Source organism: Roseovarius sp. MMSF_3298, from assembly GCF_030733705.1.
Classification (GTDB): Bacteria; Pseudomonadota; Alphaproteobacteria; order Rhodobacterales; family Rhodobacteraceae; genus Roseovarius; species Roseovarius confluentis.
Genome location: NZ_JASHIN010000005.1, coordinates 23,953 through 43,255, shown reverse-complemented (window position 1 = coordinate 43,255; position 19,303 = coordinate 23,953). Strand labels below are relative to the sequence as shown.

Annotated in this window: 19 protein-coding genes; 1 reads left to right on the top strand and 18 read right to left on the bottom strand. The window is 64.2% G+C overall.

Annotated elements, in window-relative coordinates; genetic code table 11:
• Positions 1 to 5: 5 nt before the first annotated feature.
• The 8 genes from RBB18_RS06510 to RBB18_RS06475 all read right to left on the bottom strand — a co-directional run bounded on the left by RBB18_RS06510 (position 6) and on the right by RBB18_RS06475 (position 6,757).
• Entirely contained in the window at positions 6 to 680 is a 675-nt protein-coding gene (locus RBB18_RS06510) for a nitroreductase (RefSeq protein WP_306111869.1), read from the bottom strand.
• Positions 677 to 1,780, bottom strand: coding sequence for a TFIIB-type zinc finger domain-containing protein (locus tag RBB18_RS06505; RefSeq protein WP_306111868.1), 1,104 nt, complete (start codon positions 1,778 to 1,780; stop codon positions 677 to 679). Before RBB18_RS06505 ends, RBB18_RS06510 begins: the two co-directional genes overlap by 4 nt.
• Before the next feature lie 4 nt (positions 1,781 to 1,784).
• Entirely contained in the window at positions 1,785 to 2,171 is a 387-nt protein-coding gene (locus RBB18_RS06500) for a hypothetical protein (protein WP_306111867.1), read from the bottom strand.
• Positions 2,172 to 2,224: 53 nt separating this feature from the next.
• Positions 2,225 to 3,355 (bottom strand): SPFH domain-containing protein, encoded by a 1,131-nt coding sequence (locus RBB18_RS06495; RefSeq protein ID WP_103762219.1) that lies wholly within the window; start codon positions 3,353 to 3,355, stop codon positions 2,225 to 2,227.
• Between the two features lie 98 nt (positions 3,356 to 3,453).
• Positions 3,454 to 4,395: a DUF2927 domain-containing protein gene (locus tag RBB18_RS06490; RefSeq protein WP_245890422.1), complete on the bottom strand. Its 942-nt coding sequence runs from the start codon at positions 4,393 to 4,395 to the stop codon at positions 3,454 to 3,456.
• A 24-nt stretch (positions 4,396 to 4,419) separates the two neighbouring features.
• Positions 4,420 to 5,616 (bottom strand): toxic anion resistance protein, encoded by a 1,197-nt coding sequence (locus tag RBB18_RS06485; protein ID WP_274592548.1) that lies wholly within the window; start codon positions 5,614 to 5,616, stop codon positions 4,420 to 4,422.
• Positions 5,617 to 5,618: 2 nt separating this feature from the next.
• A complete protein-coding gene (locus RBB18_RS06480; RefSeq protein ID WP_306111866.1) occupies positions 5,619 to 6,536 on the bottom strand; it encodes a 5-bromo-4-chloroindolyl phosphate hydrolysis family protein in 918 nt (305 codons plus the stop codon).
• Between the two features lie 5 nt (positions 6,537 to 6,541).
• Complete coding sequence (locus RBB18_RS06475; protein ID WP_274592550.1) at positions 6,542 to 6,757, bottom strand: hypothetical protein; 216 nt, start codon at positions 6,755 to 6,757, stop codon at positions 6,542 to 6,544.
• 368 nt (positions 6,758 to 7,125) lie between these two features.
• Between RBB18_RS06475 and RBB18_RS06470 the strand changes: the two genes are divergently transcribed.
• On the top strand, positions 7,126 to 9,090 hold the full coding sequence (locus tag RBB18_RS06470) for a cache domain-containing protein (protein ID WP_306111865.1): 1,965 nt from the start codon (positions 7,126 to 7,128) through the stop codon (positions 9,088 to 9,090).
• A gap of 21 nt (positions 9,091 to 9,111) precedes the next feature.
• Here RBB18_RS06470 and RBB18_RS06465 read toward each other — a convergent pair whose 3' ends face one another.
• The 10 genes from RBB18_RS06465 to RBB18_RS06420 all read right to left on the bottom strand — a co-directional run bounded on the left by RBB18_RS06465 (position 9,112) and on the right by RBB18_RS06420 (position 19,298).
• On the bottom strand, positions 9,112 to 10,494 hold the full coding sequence (locus RBB18_RS06465; RefSeq protein ID WP_306111864.1) for a sigma-54 dependent transcriptional regulator: 1,383 nt from the start codon (positions 10,492 to 10,494) through the stop codon (positions 9,112 to 9,114).
• A gap of 3 nt (positions 10,495 to 10,497) precedes the next feature.
• Entirely contained in the window at positions 10,498 to 10,629 is a 132-nt protein-coding gene (locus RBB18_RS06460) for a hypothetical protein (protein ID WP_306111863.1), read from the bottom strand.
• A gap of 28 nt (positions 10,630 to 10,657) precedes the next feature.
• Positions 10,658 to 11,956 carry a c-type cytochrome gene (locus RBB18_RS06455; RefSeq protein WP_103762214.1) on the bottom strand — a complete coding sequence of 433 codons (1,299 nt, stop codon included), beginning with the start codon at positions 11,954 to 11,956 and terminating at the stop codon, positions 10,658 to 10,660.
• Positions 11,957 to 13,189 carry a formate dehydrogenase subunit gamma gene (locus RBB18_RS06450; RefSeq protein WP_103762213.1) on the bottom strand — a complete coding sequence of 411 codons (1,233 nt, stop codon included), beginning with the start codon at positions 13,187 to 13,189 and terminating at the stop codon, positions 11,957 to 11,959.
• A gap of 212 nt (positions 13,190 to 13,401) precedes the next feature.
• Positions 13,402 to 13,995, bottom strand: a complete 594-nt coding sequence (fdh3B, locus tag RBB18_RS06445) for a formate dehydrogenase FDH3 subunit beta (protein ID WP_103762212.1) — start codon at positions 13,993 to 13,995, stop codon at positions 13,402 to 13,404.
• A 12-nt stretch (positions 13,996 to 14,007) separates the two neighbouring features.
• Positions 14,008 to 17,112, bottom strand: a complete 3,105-nt coding sequence (locus tag RBB18_RS06440) for a formate dehydrogenase subunit alpha (RefSeq protein ID WP_274592556.1) — start codon at positions 17,110 to 17,112, stop codon at positions 14,008 to 14,010.
• Positions 17,113 to 17,228: 116 nt separating this feature from the next.
• Complete coding sequence (locus RBB18_RS06435; RefSeq protein ID WP_103762210.1) at positions 17,229 to 17,417, bottom strand: ubiquinol-cytochrome c reductase iron-sulfur subunit N-terminal domain-containing protein; 189 nt, start codon at positions 17,415 to 17,417, stop codon at positions 17,229 to 17,231.
• 41 nt (positions 17,418 to 17,458) lie between these two features.
• Complete coding sequence (locus RBB18_RS06430) at positions 17,459 to 18,097, bottom strand: molecular chaperone (protein WP_103762209.1); 639 nt, start codon at positions 18,095 to 18,097, stop codon at positions 17,459 to 17,461.
• Positions 18,094 to 18,732 (bottom strand): DUF3306 domain-containing protein, encoded by a 639-nt coding sequence (locus tag RBB18_RS06425; protein WP_306111862.1) that lies wholly within the window; start codon positions 18,730 to 18,732, stop codon positions 18,094 to 18,096. The genes RBB18_RS06430 and RBB18_RS06425 overlap by 4 nt, the downstream gene beginning before the upstream one ends.
• Positions 18,729 to 19,298: a DUF3305 domain-containing protein gene (locus RBB18_RS06420; RefSeq protein ID WP_306111861.1), complete on the bottom strand. Its 570-nt coding sequence runs from the start codon at positions 19,296 to 19,298 to the stop codon at positions 18,729 to 18,731. The genes RBB18_RS06425 and RBB18_RS06420 overlap by 4 nt, the downstream gene beginning before the upstream one ends.
• Positions 19,299 to 19,303: the final 5 nt, after the last annotated feature.

Sequence of the window (19,303 nt, the reverse complement as noted above, 5' to 3'; positions counted from 1 at the left end):
CGGCCTCAGCCCCTGAATGTCAGGATCGCACCGACGTCTTCGCGCTCGGTGCGGTACTGGTTCACCGGCTGCGTCTCGTCGGCATAGCCGAAGGAAATCGCGCACAGAATGGCATGGTCTTCTGGCAGGCCGAAGTGCCGCCTGACTACGTCCGGATAGGCCGCGACCGCCGCCTGCGCGATCGTGCCAAGCCCTTCTGCCGTCGCCGCCAGCATGAAGGCCGTCAGGAACCCGCCCGCATCCAGCGCGCCATAGGGGCCTAAAACTTGCGGAATATGCAGGATGGCCACATGCGGCGCGTCGAACATCTCGAAATTCCGCATCGATTGCCGAGCCCGGGCCTCGCGATCCTCCCGCGCGATGCCGACCGCGTTGTAAAGCGCATAGCCACAGGTCCGCCGCCGCTCGCCCAGTTCGCCGGGATAGCTTTCTGGCCAGTCCATATCGGGCCCCGGCTTTCCCGTCTGCACCTCGCTCAGCAAGGCCTGCCGGAACGCCTCCGTCTCCGTGCCCCGCGTCACCAGGAGTTCCCAAGGCTGCGTGTTGTTCCAACTCGCGGTGTATCGCGCCGTGTCGACGATCCGCTCGATCACCGCGTCCGCCACCGGCTCGGGCCTGAAGGCACGGCACGAATAGCGGGCCTGCACCAGCCGCTTCAGGGCGTCGCCGTCCGCACTCATTGGCTCATCGCCACGCCGTAACCCACCGCTGCCGCCACGATGACCCCGATCACCACGGCAATTGCGATCTTGATCGCCGAATAGGGCCGCTCGCCCTGCACCTTGCCGTTGCGACCGTTGACGACAAAGCGATAGGTTTCGCCACTGTACTTGTAGGCCGCCAGCCAGACGGGCAGCAGGACGTGCTTGAAAGTCACATCGTTGACCGCCGTGTCGATCGAATGAATGCGCTGCCGATCACCACCGATGTCGAACCGAACGTCTCGCGCAATCCGGGCATCCATGATCTGCCGCGCTTGCACGAACCCGTCCTCCAGCGTCACCTGATATCCCTCGGCGCGAAACCCGGCCAGGAACTCCGGGCTGTAGGGCTGCAATTCGCCCAACTCCCAAGGCTCCAGCGCGTCGGTGTAGCGCTTCGGCAAGGTTTTCGAGGCCAGCACCAGCACATCGTCGAAGAACCGCGCCACTCGGCCCCGCACAGGCGTCCATCGGACCTTGGCCACCTGCACCTGCTCGCGCTTGCCGTCGCGCATGACCGTCTTTGTCTCGTAATAGACCGTGCCGCGCTCGCCGGTATAGCTGGACTTCGTGTCGGCATCATAGGTCCAATAGGGCACATAGATGCCCTGCATTCTGCGCCCCTTTCGCGCATAGTCCTGCAACCCGTTGGGCGCGAACCACAATCGACCCAGCCACTCGGTCATGGCGCCCCGCGCCGCCGGCTCATCCACCCTGAACGGCAAGACGCCGCGCGGTTTGATATGCCGATGCGTGCCGGTATCCGTGACCACTGGCGTTGAGCAGAACGGGCACTCGGCGGCATGTACCGTCGCGTCGAACTCCACCTGCGCGGCGCAGTTGGGACAGGTCACGACGCGGGTCTCCTCGATCTCCGACGCGTCCAGTTCACCCTTGATCGCCGCGCCGAAATCCAGCTCTTTCAGCGGCGCGGCCCAGGGGCCTGCCTGCTCCATCTCTGCCTCGTTGCCGCAATGATCACAGATCAGCTTGCCCGCCTGCGGATCAAACCTGAAATCGGCGCCGCACTGGTCACAGGGAAAGCGGTGTTGTTGTTCAACGGTCGGGGAATCGAGCATATGCCTACAGGTACTTGTGGAATTTGGCCGGGATGATGCGGCGCAGCGCGCCGTCCCGCAAGGCCGTGTGACGCCAAAGATGGAATATCGCGTGAAAGAGCGGCGCCGCCCCCAGCACCAGCAAGGCGGTCCGGACCTCCGGCCCCGGCAAGGGCCGCTCCACCGCTCCGGCAGCCAGCGCCATCACGGCCCAAGCCAATAGAACGTACATGCCCCGGCTCAGCCACGGATGCGCGGTGCGCAAAACACCGTCCAGCGCCGGGCCCTGCCCCTTGTTCAGCAGACCGAAGCAAAGCCAAAGCAGGCATAGCGCCCCGCCCGAGACCACGAAGGTCCAGCCTAACACGCCGAAGATCCGGTCATCGACGGACAATAAAAGGTACAAAAGCACGCCGGTCGTCCAATGCAGAATCTGCGTCGCCAGCCGCCGTGACTTGAACGCCCTCACGCCCCGGGCGGCGGCGGCGGTAGGATGGTGAAGAGCTGCGCCAGTTCCTGCACGTCACCGGCTTTCAGCCATCCGTCCTGCCCGGCGGTCCAGACATGGCTGTCCCGAGTCAGCTTGCCGTCGCTCGCCATCCGGCCCAAAGCCGCCTTGGAATAGGGTCCGTGGGTCTGGCCGTTTTCCGCGATGTGCCAGACATGCTCGACCGGCGGCGGGGGCGGCGCGGGCGAGGCAGACGGTGACGGCTGATGAGCGCTTGGCCCCCAAGGGCCACCCTGCCCGGCCATTTGACCCGCCATCGCCATGCCCAGACCGGCCCCGATCCCGGCACCCATGCCACCCCCGGCGCCGCCGGGGTTCTTGGCCGCCGCCGTCATTGCCTCGGCCGCCGAATACTGGGTGAACTTTCCCAGATTTCCGGCCAGGCCCATGGACGTGCGCTTGTCCAGCGCCTCTTCCACCGCGGGCGGCAGCGAGATGTTCTCGATATAGAATTCCGGAATGGTCAGCCCGTAGTCCGCCACCACGGCGGAAATCTCGGCGGCGACCAGCTTGCCCAGATCGGCAGTGTTGGCCGCCATGTCGAGTACCGGAATACCAGACCCCGCGATGATCCGGCTGAAGCTCTGCACGATGATGTTGCGGACCTGATAACTGATCTCGTCCATCGTGAATTCGCCATCGGTGCCCACGATCTCGGTCAGGAACTTCGCCGGGTCCGTGACGCGCGTGCTGTAGGTTCCAAAAGCGCGGATGCGGGTCGGCCCGAATTCCGGATCGCGCAGCATGATCGGGTTCTTCGTGCCCCACTTGAGATCCGTGAACCGCGTCGTGTTGACGAAATAGATCTCGGACTTGAACGGGCTCTGAAAGCCGTGATCCCAGTGCTGCAGCGTCGTCATGATCGGCATGTTGTTCGTCTCGAGCATATAGAGACCCGGCGTGAACACATCCGCCAGTTGCCCCTCGTGCACGAATACCGCCGCCTGCCCCTCGCGCACGGTCAGCTTGGCGCCGTACTTGATCTCGTGGCCGTGCCGCTCGAACCGCCAGACCATCGTGTCGCGGGTATCGTCGACCCAATGGATGACGTCGATAAATTCGCCTGAAAGAAAATCGAAAATGCCCATGGTAATCTCCGTGCGCTAGTTCCCGTCCGGCAAGCGGACATCTGCGTGTATCATAAACCCAAGTGGCGGAGGCGCCACATCTCTCGTCGTCACGCCCCTCACGACGCACCCTTCTCGAACAGACGCCGCAGGATGGGTCGCGCCTCCTCCAGCCCCATGCCGGGCTTCAGCGCAGGATTGTAGAGCGCTTCCAGCAGCATCTCGTCATGGGTCGTCAACAGCGCGAATTCCTCGTCGTCGTTAAAGATCGAGGGCCGCGCCCGGGGGCTGTCATTGGTCAGGCCCAGACCTTGCGCAATTTCCTCGTGGATACATGCCAGCCGTTGCAGGTCGGTCAGCTCCGACCGAATATAGGCCAATGCAACGCCAAGATCGTTCTCGCTTCGAACCCCGGCGGAGATCACGAAACACTGGGTCGACCGCGGCAGGTTAGTGACGATCGCCAAGTTCGACTTGGCAATCGCCGGGATCACCTCCAGCGCGCGCGCCCTCGATTGCGCCCTGTCATCGTTGCTCATGAAAAGCACGACGAAGTTGGGCGAGGCATTGCTGACCGTGATCGGATGGCCAGTGACCCGCGCAAGACGGCTGGCATAGGCGGCCACCCGGGCGCGTTCGCTGGCCTTCACATCGGCAGGCACATTACGCCCGAACTCGACCCCGATCCGCACGGGCCCGGTCCATTTCTTGATCGCCACCGGCCCGCTTTGGGACGGCAGCAAACCCTTGTCGCGCTGGTATTCCTCGAAAAACCCGATCCGAACGAAATTTCGCAGAAGATCGTTGTCGGTGAACGGCGTGTCGACACCGCCGCCATCCCGCCGCATCAGCCCCTGGATGACAAGGTCGTTCTCAAGCCGCTTGTAATACCGTGCAAGGTCCTGGCTGGCCTCCGACGGGCCGCTGGGCTGCGGCGCACGCACCATCGCGTTCGGCCGCGCCTGGGGATTGGTCGGGGGGTCCTCGGACACGACATCGTCACACCCGGCCAGCGCAAGTGCACCGGCCAGCGCAAGGACGCCGGGAAAATATCTGTACAAGTTACGCAAGCCACCACCAACCGATCATGCCGGCACCGATCCTCCGGTATTCTCGCCCACACCATCGCGGCGCGACTTGGCCGCGGCCAGCGTGTCGCGCAGTTCCTTTTCCATAGATTGCAGATCCTGCTCGGCCTTGGCCCGGCGCGCCTTTCCTTCGTCGGCGATTTGCAGGCTTTCCTCGATCGTGCCGATCAGGTCGGCATTGGCCTGCTTGACCGCCTCGATGTCGAAGACGCCCCGCTCCATCTCTTCGCGGATCGTCTTGTTGGCGTCGCGCAGGTTCTTGGCGTTCGCGGTCAACAGCTCGTTCGTCAGGTCGTTGGCCTCGTGCACGGCCGCCGCGGCCTCGGCGCTGCGCTGGATGGTGACCGCCTGCGCCAGCTGCGTCTCCCACAGCGGCACGGTGTTGACCAGGGTGCTGTTGATCTTGGTCACAAGGCTCTTGTCATTCTCCTGCACCAGCCGGATCGACGGCAGCGACTGCATTGTCACCTGCCGCGTCAGCTTCAGGTCATGCACCCGGCGTTCCAGGTCGTCGCGCGCGGCGCGCAGGTCGCGCAATTCCTGCGCCTTCATCACCTGGTCGTCCTCGGGCGCGGCATTGACCTCGGCCTCCTTGGCCGGGATGTCGGTCTCGTCCAATTCCTTCAGCTTTTCCTCGCCCGCCGCGATGTAAAGCGCCAACTCGTCGTAGAACTGCAGCGTTTTCTCGTACAGCAGGTCGAGCGACTTGATGTCCTTCAGCAGAATATGCTCGTGCTTCAGCAGGTCATCGGTGATCTTGTCGATCTGGCCCTGAACGTCCTCGAAACGCGCGGTGAACTTGGCAAAGGGCGCGGCCCGACCGATCAGCTTTTCCCACCACGATCGCTCGCGCCGCACGTCAAGCTCGCTGACCGAAAAGCCCCGGATCGTCGTAACGATGCCGCGCAGGCTGTCGCCCGCCGGGCCCACGTCCTTGTTGCGCACGCCTTGCAGCATGGATTGCGAAATTTCCTGCAATTCCGCCTGCGCGGCCGACCCGAAAGACACGATCGAGTTGGTGTCGGCCATGTCGATCTCGTCCATCCGCTGCCGGATCTCGGCACCCACCGCAGGATCGGCTTCCGCCATGGCAACCACCGCCCCGGCTTCTTTCGGCTCGGGCAGCACCACGCGATTCACTTCTTCCACCTCCGCGAGGGCGGCCTCGGCCTTCGTGCGTACGTCTTCTGACATGATCAATGTCCTTCCTGAAATTCCTGGGTCGTGTCGTATCTGAGGCCCTCGCGCGCCAGCCGGTCGCGCAGAACCTCGATCTCGATCTCGAGATCACTGTTGTTGTCGGCCAGAAGCGTCTTTGTCTTGGCCTCGAAATTCGCCTCCAGGTCGCCCAGCAGGTCAAGGTAGTCCGCCTTCGCCTTCGGGTCGGGCGCCCGCGATTGGATATCGGCGAACTTCACCGTCGCGTCACGTGCGCCCATCAGGTAGACGCCAAGGTACCTGCGAGTCGCCGTCAGATCACGCGGATCGTCCTCGACGGTGCGCAGCATGTCGCGCACGCTGACCTGGAACCGCTCCAGCCGGGCCTCCGCCGTGCGGTCCCCGGCGCGGCGGATCGCGTCGGACATCGCGCTCAGGTAGGTCTCGGCCTGGTCGACCACCCGCGCCACGCGGTCGGTCTGCAGCCTGTCGACGCCCTCCATGCCCTTGTCCTTCATCGGGTCAAGCCCGAAGGAAAAGACATGCAGCGCCGCCGTCACCACGCCGAAGGTCACCGGCGCCACCAACCCCGGTTCGACCTTGTAGGCGGCCACGGCAATCCCCAGCCCTGCCAGCACCGACGAGAAGAGTTTGCGCGGGATGCCCGGCCGTCGCGCCACCTTGCGTGTATTATAGGCTGCCTCCGCCTTCAGTCCGTCGCGCAACAGCCACGCCGACAGGGCCAGCACTGCCGCGGAGACCACTCCAAGCGCCAGCCCGGTCGCGCCCGACGTCAGCGAGGTGAACAGGACCACCGCGGCAGGCACGAACATCAGGTTCGCCCGCGCGCCCGCTGGTTCGACCGTCGCGCCACGGTAGGACGACGTATCCCGCGGCTTCGCCACCTCGGAGCCACCGCCATCGGGGCTGTATTTTCCGCCGAACTTCCGTGCCATGCGCGTCACAACCCTCCCAAGAGGCCGCTGGTGACACCCAGCATCACGATGAACAGGGCCACGTAGGCGATTTTCTGCATACTTGTTCCCCTCGTGGTGACCGCGATGTCACGCCCGGCTGCGCCGGCATCACGCGCCGCGCGCGCCACAGCAGACGTCGCTACCGCGGCCAGTGCAACCGCGGCAACAATCAAGAATACCAGCATGATAAGTCGCGTCATGCCGTGCCGACTCCCGCGCCCGATGTCGCATTTCTACCCCGAAACTTAGGTTAACGCTTCGGGGGTTGCTAGGGGAAACATCGCAACCGCTTCCCGTGTTCCCGACGGCTCCACTCCTTTCGGGGCGCCTCAAAAGCTTTGTCAAAGCTTTTGGCAAAGCTTTTTCGACAAAAGATTTGCGCCGCCGTCACAGCTTGGATTGCGTACGCCGCTCGGCTTTGAGCTTGCGGTTACAATCCGACTGGAGCGACCCGAAGGAAACGATCGGCCTTATCAAAACCGTAAGCAAATGATCTGTGCTGCCGGAATGGACGCCCTTCGCCCCATCGCCTAAAGTCCGGGCACAACGACAAAGGGCCCGCCCTGGCATGACATCGGTCCGTCTGCGCCTTCTGATCCTGGCACTTTTGCCGCTGGTGGTCCTGCTGCCGCTGCTGTTGTGGTTTGCGGTCAGTCGCTGGGCCGCCAACTACGACAACCTTCTCATCGCCAATGTCGAAAGCGATCTGCGCATCGCCGAGCAATACCTCGACCAGATCCTCGCAACCACGGGCGGCGACGTTGCCGCCCTGGCCCGGTCGACCCGGTTCCGCGAGGCCATGGCCGGCCCCGGCTCCGGCATGGCCGGTTTTCTCGACACCGAGCGCGGGGCGCTGGGCTTGGATTTCCTTTATTACCTGCCGGAGCCCTCTGCCCAAGCCGCCGCCGAAACCTGGCCGGTCATCGCCACCGCCCTGAAAGGCGGCAGCGCGACCGAGATCGACATCCTGTCAGGCGACCGGCTTGCCGGTATAGACCCGGCCCTGGCCGCGCGCGCGCGGCTGCCCCTCATCCCGACCGAGGCCGCGGTGCCCACCGACCGCGTGGTGGAGGACCGCGGCATGGTCGTGCACACCGCGACGGACCTGCGCGCGGCTGGCGACTCGGGTGTTCTGGTCGGGGGCATCCTGCTCAACCGCAACCTCGATTTCATCGACACGATCAACGCCCTCGTCTACCAGTCCGACGATGCCGCCGATGTCGAGCGCCAGGGCACCGCAACCCTGTTTCTCGAAGACGTGCGCGTCTCGACCAACGTGCGCCTCTTCGAAGGCGAGCGTGCGCTTGGCACCCGCGTCTCGGCGGTGGTGCGCAACCGGGTGCTTGGCGAAGGTCGCACGTGGCTCGACCGCGCCTTCGTAGTTAACGATTGGTACATCTCCGGCTACCTGCCACTGACCGACAGCTTTTCGCGCCGCGTCGGTATGCTCTACGTGGGCTTTCTCGAAGCACCCTTCGTCGCGGAAAAGCGCAGCGCCTTCATCCTTGTTTTCTCGGCCTTCGTCGGTGTTCTGTTGCTGACCATCCCATTGTTCCTGCGTATGGCCGGGGGCATCTTTTCGCCGCTCGAACGTATGAACCACACCATGAAACGCGTCGAGGGCGGTCAGCTCGACGCGCGCATCGGGCCGGTGTCCTCGCGCGACGAAATCGGCCAGGTCGCGGCGCATCTCGACGAATTGCTCGACCAGGTGCAGGAACGCGACCGCGCCCTGCGCTCCTGGGCGGACGAACTGAACACGCGGGTCGAGGACCGTACAGCCGAGCTGCGCGACGCCAACGAAAAGCTGGAAACCACCTACCAGCAACTCGTGATGAGCGAGAAACTGGCCTCAATCGGCGAGATCACGGCCGGCGTCGCGCACGAGATCAACAACCCGGTCGCGGTCATCCAGGGCAATATCGACGTCATCCGCGAAACACTGGGCGACGATGCTACACCGCTGATGACAGAACTAAACCTGATCGACCGCCAGATCGCCCGGATCAACGCCATCGTCGGCAAGCTGCTTCAATTCGCCCGCCCCAGCGAGTTCAACGCCTTCTCCGAGCATGTCGATGTCGCCGCCGTACTGGACGACTGCCTTGTGCTGGTCGATCACGTCATTTCGCGTCGCAATGTCACCGTCACCACCCATCGCGCCGAAGACGCCCCTCCGGTCCGCATCAATCCCGGAGAGTTGCAGCAGGTCATCATCAACCTTGTCGTCAACGCGGTACAGGCGATGGACGGCCCAGGCGAGCTGTCGCTGTCGATCCGCGCCGAGGCGCGCGACGGACGGTCCGGCACTGCGCTCGTGGTGGCCGATACCGGGCCCGGCATCGCGAACGAGCGTCTGAACACCGTGTTCGACCCGTTCTACACCACCAAGCCGGGCGAAGGCACCGGCCTTGGTCTTTCGGTCAGCCAGACCCTGATACGCCAGTCCGGCGGGCTTATCACCGTGCGTAACCGCGATGCGGGCGGTGCGGAATTCACCGTCTGGCTGCCCGACGATCCTGACGAGTCGTAACCAGCACTGCGCCCAGCCCGGTCAAATATCCCACGCGGCGCATTTCCGGTCCACCGTCTTGCGGCTGACACCCAGACGCCGCGCCGCCTCGGCCCGGTTGCCGTCGCAGGCGTCCAGCACGCTCATGATGTGCCGCTGCTCCACCAGCGCCAAGGTCTCGATCGCCTCCTGCCCGGTCACCGTGCCATGGCCCGCGAACTCTTCCGGGAACTGGCCAAGGATCACCGACCGCTCGACAAGGTTGCGCAGCTCGCGCACGTTGCCGGGCCAGTCGTAGCGGCTCAGCTTCAGCAGGATTTCCTCGTTCAGATCCAGCGCGGGCAACGCGAGCGCGCGGGAAAACTCGCTCATGAACAACGCGGCCAGTTCCACGATATCCTCGCTGCGGTCGGCCAGCGGCGGCATGTCCACGTTCACGACGTTGATGCGGTGATACAGGTCCGCACGGAACCGGCCCGCATCGACCTCGGCTTGCAAATCGGCGTTGGTGGCAAAGAAAAACCGCAGGTTCAGAGGGATCTCGCGCTCGGCCCCCAAGGGTCGGATCTTACGATCCTCCAGTACCCGCAACAGACCTGCCTGCACCTGTTCCGGCAGCTGCGCCACCTCGTCCAGGAACAGCGTGCCGCCATCGGCATGCAGGAACAGCCCGTCGCGGGTGCGGTCGCGTCCCTCGACGACGCCAAAGAGCTCCTCCGCGATATGGTCGGGCGACACCGCGGCACAATTGACCGCGACGAAGGGCTCGCTGGCGCGGTCCGACATGGCGTGCAGCGTCCGCGCGGCGATCTCCTTGCCCGTGCCGCTGGCCCCGGTGAACAGGACCGAGGCCGGAGTCGGCGCCAGTTTGGCCAGGACGTCGCGAACCTGCTGGATCGCCGGCGAATTGCCCAACAGACGCCCGCGCGCCGCCTGCCCGCCCTCGCTCAACTCGTGCTTCAGCAGAAAGTTCTCGCGCCGCAGGTACTTGCGGTCCAGCGCGCGGGCGACCGCGTTCAGGATCTGGTTGGCGCGAAACGGCTTCAGGACGAAATCCGCCACGCCCGTCCGCAACGCCCGTATCGCCGTGTCCAGATCGGCATAGGCCGTAATCATGATCGTGTCGGCGAACAGCCCCACGCGTCGCTGCTCTGACAGCCAGTCCAACCCGGTCTTGCCCGGCATGACGTTGTCCAGGATCACCAGATCGAAATGCGCAAGGTCAAGGATCTCCGCCGCCTGTTCGGCCGACCGCGCCTGCTCGACCCGCTTGACCCGCGGCTCAAGGATCTTGGTCAGGAAGTTTCGCATCCCCGGCTCGTCGTCGATCACCAGAACCGAGGCGAATTGCAGGTTCTCGCCGTAATCGTCCCGCGCCTTTTCGGACGGGTCTCCGGGCGCTGGCGCGGCGACGGGCTTCGACATGCCTTACTCGTCTCCCAGCCGCACCGACTCCCCGGAATTGCGCTCACCGGCAGAGAATCCCGCCTCGTGCAGCCCGTACCACGCGACAACGGCGATGATGGCCATGGCGGCAAACGCGGAAAGCATCGCTTTCATTTCTCCGTTCTCCCTTTCAATGCGCAGTTCACGGCTTCGTGGCCTCGCGCAGGTAATCGATCAGGTCCTGCCGGTCCTGCTTGGCGGTGATGCGCTGCATCGGCATCTTGGATCCCGGAATATAGTGATCCGGGCCGATGTCGAAAAGCGCATCTATGGTCTCGTCGGTCCAGACGATATCAGACCCGTCCAGGATCTCCGAATAAGGGTAGTCCGGCACCTTGCCTGCCTGTCGTCCGAAGAGACCATGCAGCGACGGCCCCGCCTTGCGAGACGGCGGCGGGGTCAGCGCGTGACAAATCGAGCATTTGCGCATGAACTGCCGCTCTCCATTCGGCATCGCCTCGGGGTCGCGCAGGAAGCTGCGCTGCGTGCTGCCCGCCGGATCGAACGCGTCAAGGTCCGCCACGGGCCATCCAAAGGCCACGTCCTCGATCCCGCCCGCGTATATCATCGTGCCATCGGGCGAGAAATCCAGTGCCCAGACCGGTCCCTGCCGCATGGCGCGGAAATCCCGCACGATTTGCCAGCCCTCGGTGTCGATCATCATGATGAACCCGTGCCCGTCGCCCACGGCCAACTGCCCGCTGGCCGCGTGATAGGCCATCGAAAGGATCGGCCGCCGATCGAGCGAGAAATCCCGGATCGTCTCACCCGACATCGGGTCCACGACCCGCGTCACGCCATCGACCGCGCCGTAGGCCAGCCATTGGTCGTCCGGGTCAAGGACAAGCCGGTTCACCCCGAAGCCCGCATTCACCACCACACGTGGCGCTCCGTCCGGTTCTTCTACCTGCCACACGCGGATCGTCCCGTCTGCGGAAGCCGAATAAAGCCGTGTGCCGTCCGTGCTGAACGTCACGTCGCTGACCGACGCATTGTGGCCCTTGAGGAACCGCACCGCACCGCCGTCGCGGGACCACAGCCCGATCGAACCGTCCCAACTGGCCGTCGCAAGCGTTTCGCCATCCGGCGACAGCGCGATCTCGGCGACCTTGCCCTCGTGGCCTTCCAGCCGCGTCGCCGCGCCGTCCGGCAACGACCACAGGATCACGTCGAAATCGTCGCCGCCCGAGGCTGCCGTATGTTCATCGAGGAACCGCACCGTAATCACCGCTGCGTCATGCCCTTCCAGCCAGCGCGGCGCGCGGCCCTTCCACAGGCCCACGGAATTGTCGAAGCTGGCCGTGGCGACCTGACCAGTCTCGGGACTCACGTCAATCCCCATGACCGGCCCGCCATGCCCTTTCAGCGTGGTAAACTCCTGCGCCGCCGCCGGCGCACCGACGGCGAGCAGGCCCGCACATGCCAGCACCAGGCTGCGCATCTATTCGGCGGGTGTCGTCGCGGTGTTGGCCGGTTTCGGCTCGTCCTCGCGCTGCTTCACCTCGTCGAGCCACAGGCTGTGGTGCTCGCGCGCCCACTGTTCCTCGACCTCGCCACTGACCATCGCGTCCGAGGCGCCTTCCATCCCGACCGAGCCGATATAGATATGCGCGATCACGATGGCCATCAGCACGAAACTGACGATGGCATGCCACAATTGCGAGTATTGCATCTCTTCATGGGGCGCCAACTGCTCGGGAAGGGCGCCGAAGCCCAATGCCTGCGGCAGGCCCATGTCATTCAGGATGACGAAGGTCTTGGCAAACATCGGCAACTCGAACGGGAACAGCAGCGACAGACCCGACACTGATATCGACGCGCCGAGGATCATCACCGACCAGAAGATAAGCTTCTGGCCGGCGTTGAATTTCTTGGCCGGCGGGTGGACGCCTTTCTTGAACATGCCGCCGCCCACGGCGATCCATTTCAGGTCGGTCTTGTTCGGGATGTTATGGACGACCCAAAAGATGAAGGCCAGGATCAGGCCTAGCATGAAGGCCCAGCTGACATTGTTGTGAATCCATTTCGAGGCCACGGCGGCTGTCGCGAAGGCCTCGTGCCCGAAGGCCGGGATGATGAACTTGCGCCCCATCAGCACAAGCAGGCCAGTGATCGCCAGAAGAATAAAAGAGCCGCCCATCAGCCAATGCGCGAACCGCTCGACAAACTTGAAGCGCGTGACCGTGCGCCCCGTCTTTTCGCCGTCGATGCGGATGCGGCCCCGGATCAGGAAGAACAGCGCCAAGAGCGCGATCGTCCCCAAGAGCAGCCAGCCGCCATACTTGATCAGCGGCCCTTGACGGAAATTCAGCCACCACATGCCATTGTCCTGGATCAAAACCCGGGACGGCGCGCCTCCCGACGACACGGTCACGTCAGCGGTCCCGTAGCGCAGCGCGCTCCAAACGTCGGCATCCGACGAGCCACCAAGCGCGCCAAGCTGTCCTACCATGGCACCCGCGCTGTCGGGGTCTTCGCCCGCACGTGCGCGGTCCGGCACCTCCTCGCCCCGCTGCCGGGCCAGGATATCTTCCAGCGTCTGCGCGCCGCCCGTGGCCGAACGGTCGGTCTGCGTGGCCTCGGGCGCGGTCAACTCGCCTGCCTCCTGCGCCTGCACGCCCGGAGCGGCCAGCATCGTCACGCTCAGAAGACAAATCAGCAACAGCTTGTGCATGTCTTTTCCTTTCTACCCTGCCCGGTTTCGCGGGCCTCACCTCTACGCGGTGCATTGCGAATATTCTGGGAAACGGACTTTGCGGCGTGCCGCCACGCGGGTCAAAGTGCGTTTCTCAAGATACTCTCGGCATTCCCTCTTCCGGGACGGGCTGAAAGAGGCGGGACACACCCGCCTCTTTCGCTTGGTCTCAAGGTGACGTCGAAAGGCGATCAGCCGCCCTTCTGGTCATACGCCGTGCCCCAACCCCAGGCACCCGAGCCGAAGCCACGTGAAACGACACGCTCGCGATAGATATTCGCGACCACGTCCCCGTCGCCGGCCAGCAGCGCCTTGGTCGAACACATCTCGGCGCAGATCGGCAGCTTGCCTTCCGCGATCCGGTTGCGTCCGTACTTGTTGAACTCGGCCTGGCTGTTGTTCTCTTCAGGACCACCGGCGCAGAAGGTACATTTGTCCATCTTGCCGCGCGATCCGAAGTTGCCGGCCTGCGGGAATTGCGGCGCGCCGAACGGGCACGCGTAGAAGCAATAGCCGCAACCGATACACAGGTCCTTGGAGTGAAGAACGACGCCTTCCTCGCTCTGGTAGAAACAGTCTACCGGACAGACCGCCATGCACGGCGCATCGGAACAATGCATGCAGGCCACCGAGATCGAGCGTTCACCGGGGTTGCCATCCTCGATGGTCACCACGCGGCGACGGTTGATGCCCCACGGCACCTCATGCTCGTTCTTACACGCGGTCACGCAGGCGTTGCACTCGATGCAGCGTTCGGCGTCACACAGGAATTTAGCTCTAGCCATTCCATCTTCTCCTTATGCTGCTGAGATCTTGCAGAGAGTCGCCTTCGTCTCCTGCATCTGGGTTACCGAGTCGTAGCCGTATGTCTGGGCGGTGTTGGTGGATTCACCCAGGACATAGGGGTCGGCGCCATCGGGATACTTGCTCCGCTGGTCCTCCCCCTGGAAGTGACCGCCAAAGTGGAACGGCATGAAGGCCACGCCTTCGCCCACCCGGTTTGTCACCATGGCCATGACCTTGACTTTGCCGCCTTCGGGCCCTTCGACCCAGACCTGCTCGCCGTCCCGCACACCAAGGTTGTTGGCGTCACGCGGATTGATTTCCACGAACATGTCCTGCTGCAGCTCGGCCAGCCACGGGTTCGACCGCGTCTCGTCGCCGCCGCCTTCGTACTCGACCAGACGACCGGATGTCAGGACAATCGGGAAGTCCTTCGAAAAGTCGTTCTTCTGGATCGAGGCGTAAAGCGTCGGCAGGCGATACGCATGCCGGTCCTCGTAGGTCGGATAGTCCTCGACCAGATCGCGCCGCGAGGTATAGAGCGGCTCGCGGTGCAGCGGCACCGGGTCGGGGAAGGTCCACACGACGGCACGGGCCTTGGCGTTGCCAAAGGGCGCACAGCCATGCGCGATCGCGACCCGCTGGATACCGCCCGACAGGTCGGTCTTCCAGTTGACGGCCGAAACCTTCTCGTTGAAGTCCGACGGGAACGGCGACATCGCCTGTTCACCGACCTCTTCGTCAGAGCCCTGCTCGCCATTAGGCTGCGACAGGTTCTGACCTTCGGCGGTGTCCTGCACCTCCTCTGTCTGGTCGCCCTCGGTGGCGTTCTGTGCTTCCTCGCCGTCGTCCTGGTTGCCCACCGACGCGTCCTCGTCGATGCCCTCGACGCCGGCCACGCGGCCCATGACGCGCTTCTCTTCCTCGGTCAGGTCACTGTCCCAACCCAGGTCGACAAGCATCTGGTAGGTGAACTCGGGATACCCGTCCTGGATTTCCGAGCCGACGCTGTAGACGCCCTCGGCCAGCAGGTTGTCACCGTCCCGTTCCACGCCGAAACGTGCGCGGAATGTCAGGCCACCCTCGGCCACCGGCTTGGACATGTCATAGAGGTTCGGCGTACCGGGGTGCTTCATCTCCGGCGTGCCCCAGCTTGGCCACGGTAGACCGTAATAGTCGCCATCAGCCGGACCGCCAACCGCCTTCAACGTGGTGCGGTCGAACGTGTGCTGGTTCTCCATGTGCATCTTCAGCCGTTCGGGCGATTGCCCCGTGTAGCCGATCGTCCACATGCCGCGATTGATCTCGCGCAGCGTGTCCTCGATGTTCGGCGTCACGCCGTCATCTTCGATGCCGATATTGCGGAACATCCGATCGTGGAAGCCGAACTTCTGTGCGAAAAGGCCGATGATCTCGTGGTCGGTTTTCGACTCGAAGAGCGGATCGACCACCTTTTCCCGCCACTGGATCGAGCGGTTCGATGCGGTGACCGAGCCATAGGTCTCGAACTGCGTACAGGCCGGCAGCAGGTAAACACCGTCGGTCCGGTCATGCAGCACGGCCGAAACGGTCGGATACGGGTCGACCACGACCAGCATGTCGAGCTGCTCCATCGCGGTCTTCATTTCCGTCATTCGAGTCTGAGAGTTCGGCGCGTGGCCCCACAGGACCATGGCACGCACCTTGTTGGGGTTGTCCATGTTCTCGGGGTCTTCCAGCACGCCGTCGATCCAGCGGCTGACGGGGATGCCCGACAGGTTCTGCAGGCTCGTGTCCTTGCCGTCCTTGGTCTTGGTCGTGACGAACTGGCTGGCCAGCCACTCGGGGTCTTCACCCCAGACACGGGCCCAGTGGCCCCATGCGCCAGCCGACAGGCCGTAATAGCCCGGCAGCGTATGGCTCAGAACACCAAGGTCCGTCGCGCCCTGAACGTTGTCGTGACCGCGGAAGATGTTGGTGCCGCCGCCCGACGTGCCCATGTTGCCAAGGGCCAGTTGCAGGATGCAGTAGGCGCGGGTGTTGTTGTTGCCGTTGGTGTGCTGCGTGCCACCCATGCACCAGATCACGGTGCCGGGGCGGTTGTTGGCCAGCGTCCGTGCAACCCGCTCAAGCTGGCTGCCGGGTGTGCCGGTCACACGTTCCACTTCCTCTGGCGTCCACTTGGACACTTCGTCCCTGATCTGGTCCATCCCCCAGACGCGGGTGCGGATGAATTCCTTGTCTTCCCACCCGTTCTCGAAGATGTGCCACAGGATACCCCAGACCAGCGCCACGTCGCTGCCCGGACGGAACCGGACGTACTCATCGGCATGCGCCGCCGTGCGCGTGAAGCGCGGGTCGCACACGATCAGCGGCGCGTTGTTCTGTTCCTTGGCCTTCAGCACGTGCAGCAGGCTGACGGGGTGTGCCTCCGCCGGGTTTCCGCCGATGATGAAGATCGCCTGGGAATTGTGGATGTCGTTGTAGCTGTTGGTCATCGCGCCATAGCCCCAGGTGTTGGCAACACCTGCAACCGTGGTCGAGTGACAGATACGGGCCTGGTGATCCACGTTGTTCGTGCCCCAGTAGGCGGCGAACTTGCGGAACAGGTAGGCCTGTTCGTTGTTATGCTTGGCAGAGCCCAGCCAGTAGACGCTGTCCGGGCCGCTTTCTTCCCGGATATTCATCATGCCGTCGCCGATCTCGTTGATCGCCTGTTCCCAGCTGATGCGCTTCCACTCGCCACCCTCTTTCTTCATCGGGTATTTCAGGCGGCGCTCGCCATGGGCGTGCTCACGCACCGAGGCGCCCTTTGCACAGTGGGCACCCAGGTTGAACGGGCTGTCCCAGCCGGGCTCCTGGCCCACCCAGACGCCGTCGCTCACCTCGGCCACGACCGTGCAGCCGACCGAGCAGTGCGTGCAAACCGATTTGACTGTCTCAACCGCCGCCGCTGCGGACGATTGCGCGTTGGCCCGGGTGACACTGCCCCCCGTTGCGCCAATCGCGGCCAGGCCACCGATGGCCAGGCCAGAACCGCGCAAGAACGCGCGGCGGTCGATGGTCTTTCCCCCGACCTCAGACAGGATACTTGTCCGCTGGGGGCGTCGCGCAACCCCGTTGGTCTTTTTCCTAAGCATGTTTCTCTCTCCTCCCGAGCGTTCCCGATTGGGATTGCTGGGTACTAAGGTTATCCACCGACAGTCGGGCGTCCCGCAACCAGTCGCCGGCAGGTCAAGTGATCACGTCCGGTTCGTCAGAACCGGGCGCTATCGAAGTATGCGCGCGTGTGCGCGGTGTCCTGCATCTTGTCCGATGACAGGTCCGGTTCCACCGCTTCGGCAGTGCCGGTGCTGGCTGCCGTTGCGACCGCGACCGCGGGCGCGCCTGCGGCGGCCATTTTCAGAAAATCGCGACGGCTGTTGCCTTGCGTTTTCTCGCTCATGAGAGTCCTCCTCTCTGGTGTTGACAGGTCGCCCTGCCGGTTCATGCGGATCCCTCCGCGCTCATCCGGAAACCTTCCGCCTCGATCTCCATGAACACCCGGCCGACAGCGCCGACCGAGGCATAGAGAACCGAGTTCTTCGCGGCCTCCAAATCCGTGAAAAAGTGACCGGCCCATGGGCCGATATGCGTGTTGAAGAACGTCTTCTGGTCGCTCAGGTTGGCCGGCTTGCCGAACCGCCCGGTGATCAGCCCGCCCATCATCTCCATCAACGACGCGATGTTGTCCTCGGGCTCGTATACGTTCTGCGCCCGGGTCATGCCCCGCGCCGCCATGTCCCGCCGAAGGCTCGCCAGCGGCTTCTCGTTCAGGAACCCCGTCAGGTAGTAACTGGCATAGGGCAGAAGCTCGCCGCGCCCCAGCCCGATGAACAACGCGTTGAACTCGCGCTCCACCGCCTGCGGCTTGGTGTGCTTGGCGATGCGCGACAGCGCCGCGACCGCAACGCCGAGGTCGGTTTCGTTGTCGCCCGACAGGCTGGCCGTTTGCGCCAGCAGGGCCTCGGACGGCGGGGCCGCCAGCAACACGCCCAGGAAATCGTAAAGATCGGCGCGCAGCCGGTCCTCCTCCGCGATCTGGGCACGTGCCTCTGTGGTCATGACCGTCTCCTGCTTGCTCATGTGCTCGGCTCCGCCGTGTCATCGAAGGTGAACTGCATCCGGCGGCGCGGCGGGGCGGCCCACGCGTCCGCCTCTTCTGTGGCGGTCTCATAACTGTAGACCGGCGCGGCCTCGGCCAACTCGGGCGGGTCCGTCTCTTCGCCCTGTTCTTCGACATCCGGTTCCACTGCGCCGGTGCCGGCCTCATTCTCGGCCTCGGTCTCAGTATCGGTCAACGCGCTCAGCGCCTCGGCCTCTCGGGCCAGCTTCTGCACATGGGTCAGCATGCCCTTGCCCACCTGATAGGCGGTCTGCATGTTCTCGATCACCATCGACTTGTCGGTAAAGTCCTCGCCGTAATCCAACAGCCCGTCCAGGTTGGCCAATGCTGGGTTCGTGCCCCACAGCCGCCGCAGCGCCCAGCGGCGGATGCGGTCCGGTACCGCCTCGGCCATGAAGGCACTGAAATCATCGCCACGGTTCAGTGTGTCGGGATCGGGCAGGCCAAGCAATTCCAGCACCTCGGCATCGCTTTTCTCTTCAAGCGATGCGCGCGCCTCTGCCCGCTGCGCCTCTTCACGCGCCTCGACTTCGGCGGCATCCTCAGCCGCGACCCGCGCCTTGCGGCGCGACCAGAAATCCTCGCGTGCGCTCATTGCATTCGCCCTTTCCGCCGCAGCGTGGGCGAACGGTAGATGTCACGCTGCTGGACGATCCGTGGGTCGCCGATCCCGTCCACATGCGCATCGACCTTCACCCGGTCCCGGCGGCGTTTCTTGAATTCCTCTTCGGTGTGGTAGGCGTGCGCGAAATCACGCACCCAGGCGATCAGCCCTTCGGGCATCGGGATCTTCTCGACGATATCCTCGCCGTTATCCTCGTAATCCTGCGCCTCGTAGGGCGAGGCCGTGACCAGCACCGCCTCCAGCGGGCACTCTCCCGAGCCGGTCTTGCGGAACACCGCGTAGACCGAGGGCACCTGCGCCGACAGACCGTGCAGGTAGCTTTCGGTTTCCGCCCCATGCAGCTCCAGTGTCATGGTCGCGGCATGATACTCGGTGACATCGCCCTCTTCGCGCAGCACGCGCCACGCGGCCGAGCCGGCCCCCGGCAGAACCGCCACGGCCCTCCACGCCCACACGGCCCAGCGCGTCACGCCCGGCGTGCGGCGCATGACGATCCCCAAAGGCATAGTGGCGTACATGTCCGGATTATGGATCATGTGTG

Excerpts from the sequence above, each read along its gene's own strand:
- RBB18_RS06510 (WP_306111869.1), bottom strand. The coding sequence starts at position 680 with ATGAGTGCGGACGGCGACGCCCTGAAGCGGCTGGTGCAGGCCCGCTAT.
- RBB18_RS06505 (WP_306111868.1), bottom strand. The coding sequence starts at position 1,780 with ATGCTCGATTCCCCGACCGTTGAACAACAACACCGCTTTCCCTGTGAC.
- RBB18_RS06495 (WP_103762219.1), bottom strand. The coding sequence starts at position 3,355 with ATGGGCATTTTCGATTTTCTTTCAGGCGAATTTATCGACGTCATCCAT.
- RBB18_RS06485 (WP_274592548.1), bottom strand. The coding sequence starts at position 5,616 with ATGTCAGAAGACGTACGCACGAAGGCCGAGGCCGCCCTCGCGGAGGTG.
- RBB18_RS06480 (WP_306111866.1), bottom strand. The coding sequence starts at position 6,536 with ATGGCACGGAAGTTCGGCGGAAAATACAGCCCCGATGGCGGTGGCTCC.
- RBB18_RS06475 (WP_274592550.1), bottom strand. The coding sequence starts at position 6,757 with ATGACGCGACTTATCATGCTGGTATTCTTGATTGTTGCCGCGGTTGCA.
- RBB18_RS06470 (WP_306111865.1), top strand. The coding sequence starts at position 7,126 with ATGACATCGGTCCGTCTGCGCCTTCTGATCCTGGCACTTTTGCCGCTG.
- RBB18_RS06465 (WP_306111864.1), bottom strand. The coding sequence starts at position 10,494 with ATGTCGAAGCCCGTCGCCGCGCCAGCGCCCGGAGACCCGTCCGAAAAG.
- RBB18_RS06460 (WP_306111863.1), bottom strand. The coding sequence starts at position 10,629 with ATGAAAGCGATGCTTTCCGCGTTTGCCGCCATGGCCATCATCGCCGTT.
- RBB18_RS06455 (WP_103762214.1), bottom strand. The coding sequence starts at position 11,956 with ATGCGCAGCCTGGTGCTGGCATGTGCGGGCCTGCTCGCCGTCGGTGCG.
- RBB18_RS06450 (WP_103762213.1), bottom strand. The coding sequence starts at position 13,189 with ATGCACAAGCTGTTGCTGATTTGTCTTCTGAGCGTGACGATGCTGGCC.
- fdh3B (WP_103762212.1), bottom strand. The coding sequence starts at position 13,995 with ATGGCTAGAGCTAAATTCCTGTGTGACGCCGAACGCTGCATCGAGTGC.
- RBB18_RS06440 (WP_274592556.1), bottom strand. The coding sequence starts at position 17,112 with ATGCTTAGGAAAAAGACCAACGGGGTTGCGCGACGCCCCCAGCGGACA.
- RBB18_RS06435 (WP_103762210.1), bottom strand. The coding sequence starts at position 17,417 with ATGAGCGAGAAAACGCAAGGCAACAGCCGTCGCGATTTTCTGAAAATG.
- RBB18_RS06430 (WP_103762209.1), bottom strand. The coding sequence starts at position 18,097 with ATGAGCAAGCAGGAGACGGTCATGACCACAGAGGCACGTGCCCAGATC.
- RBB18_RS06425 (WP_306111862.1), bottom strand. The coding sequence starts at position 18,732 with ATGAGCGCACGCGAGGATTTCTGGTCGCGCCGCAAGGCGCGGGTCGCG.
- RBB18_RS06420 (WP_306111861.1), bottom strand. The coding sequence starts at position 19,298 with ATGATCCATAATCCGGACATGTACGCCACTATGCCTTTGGGGATCGTC.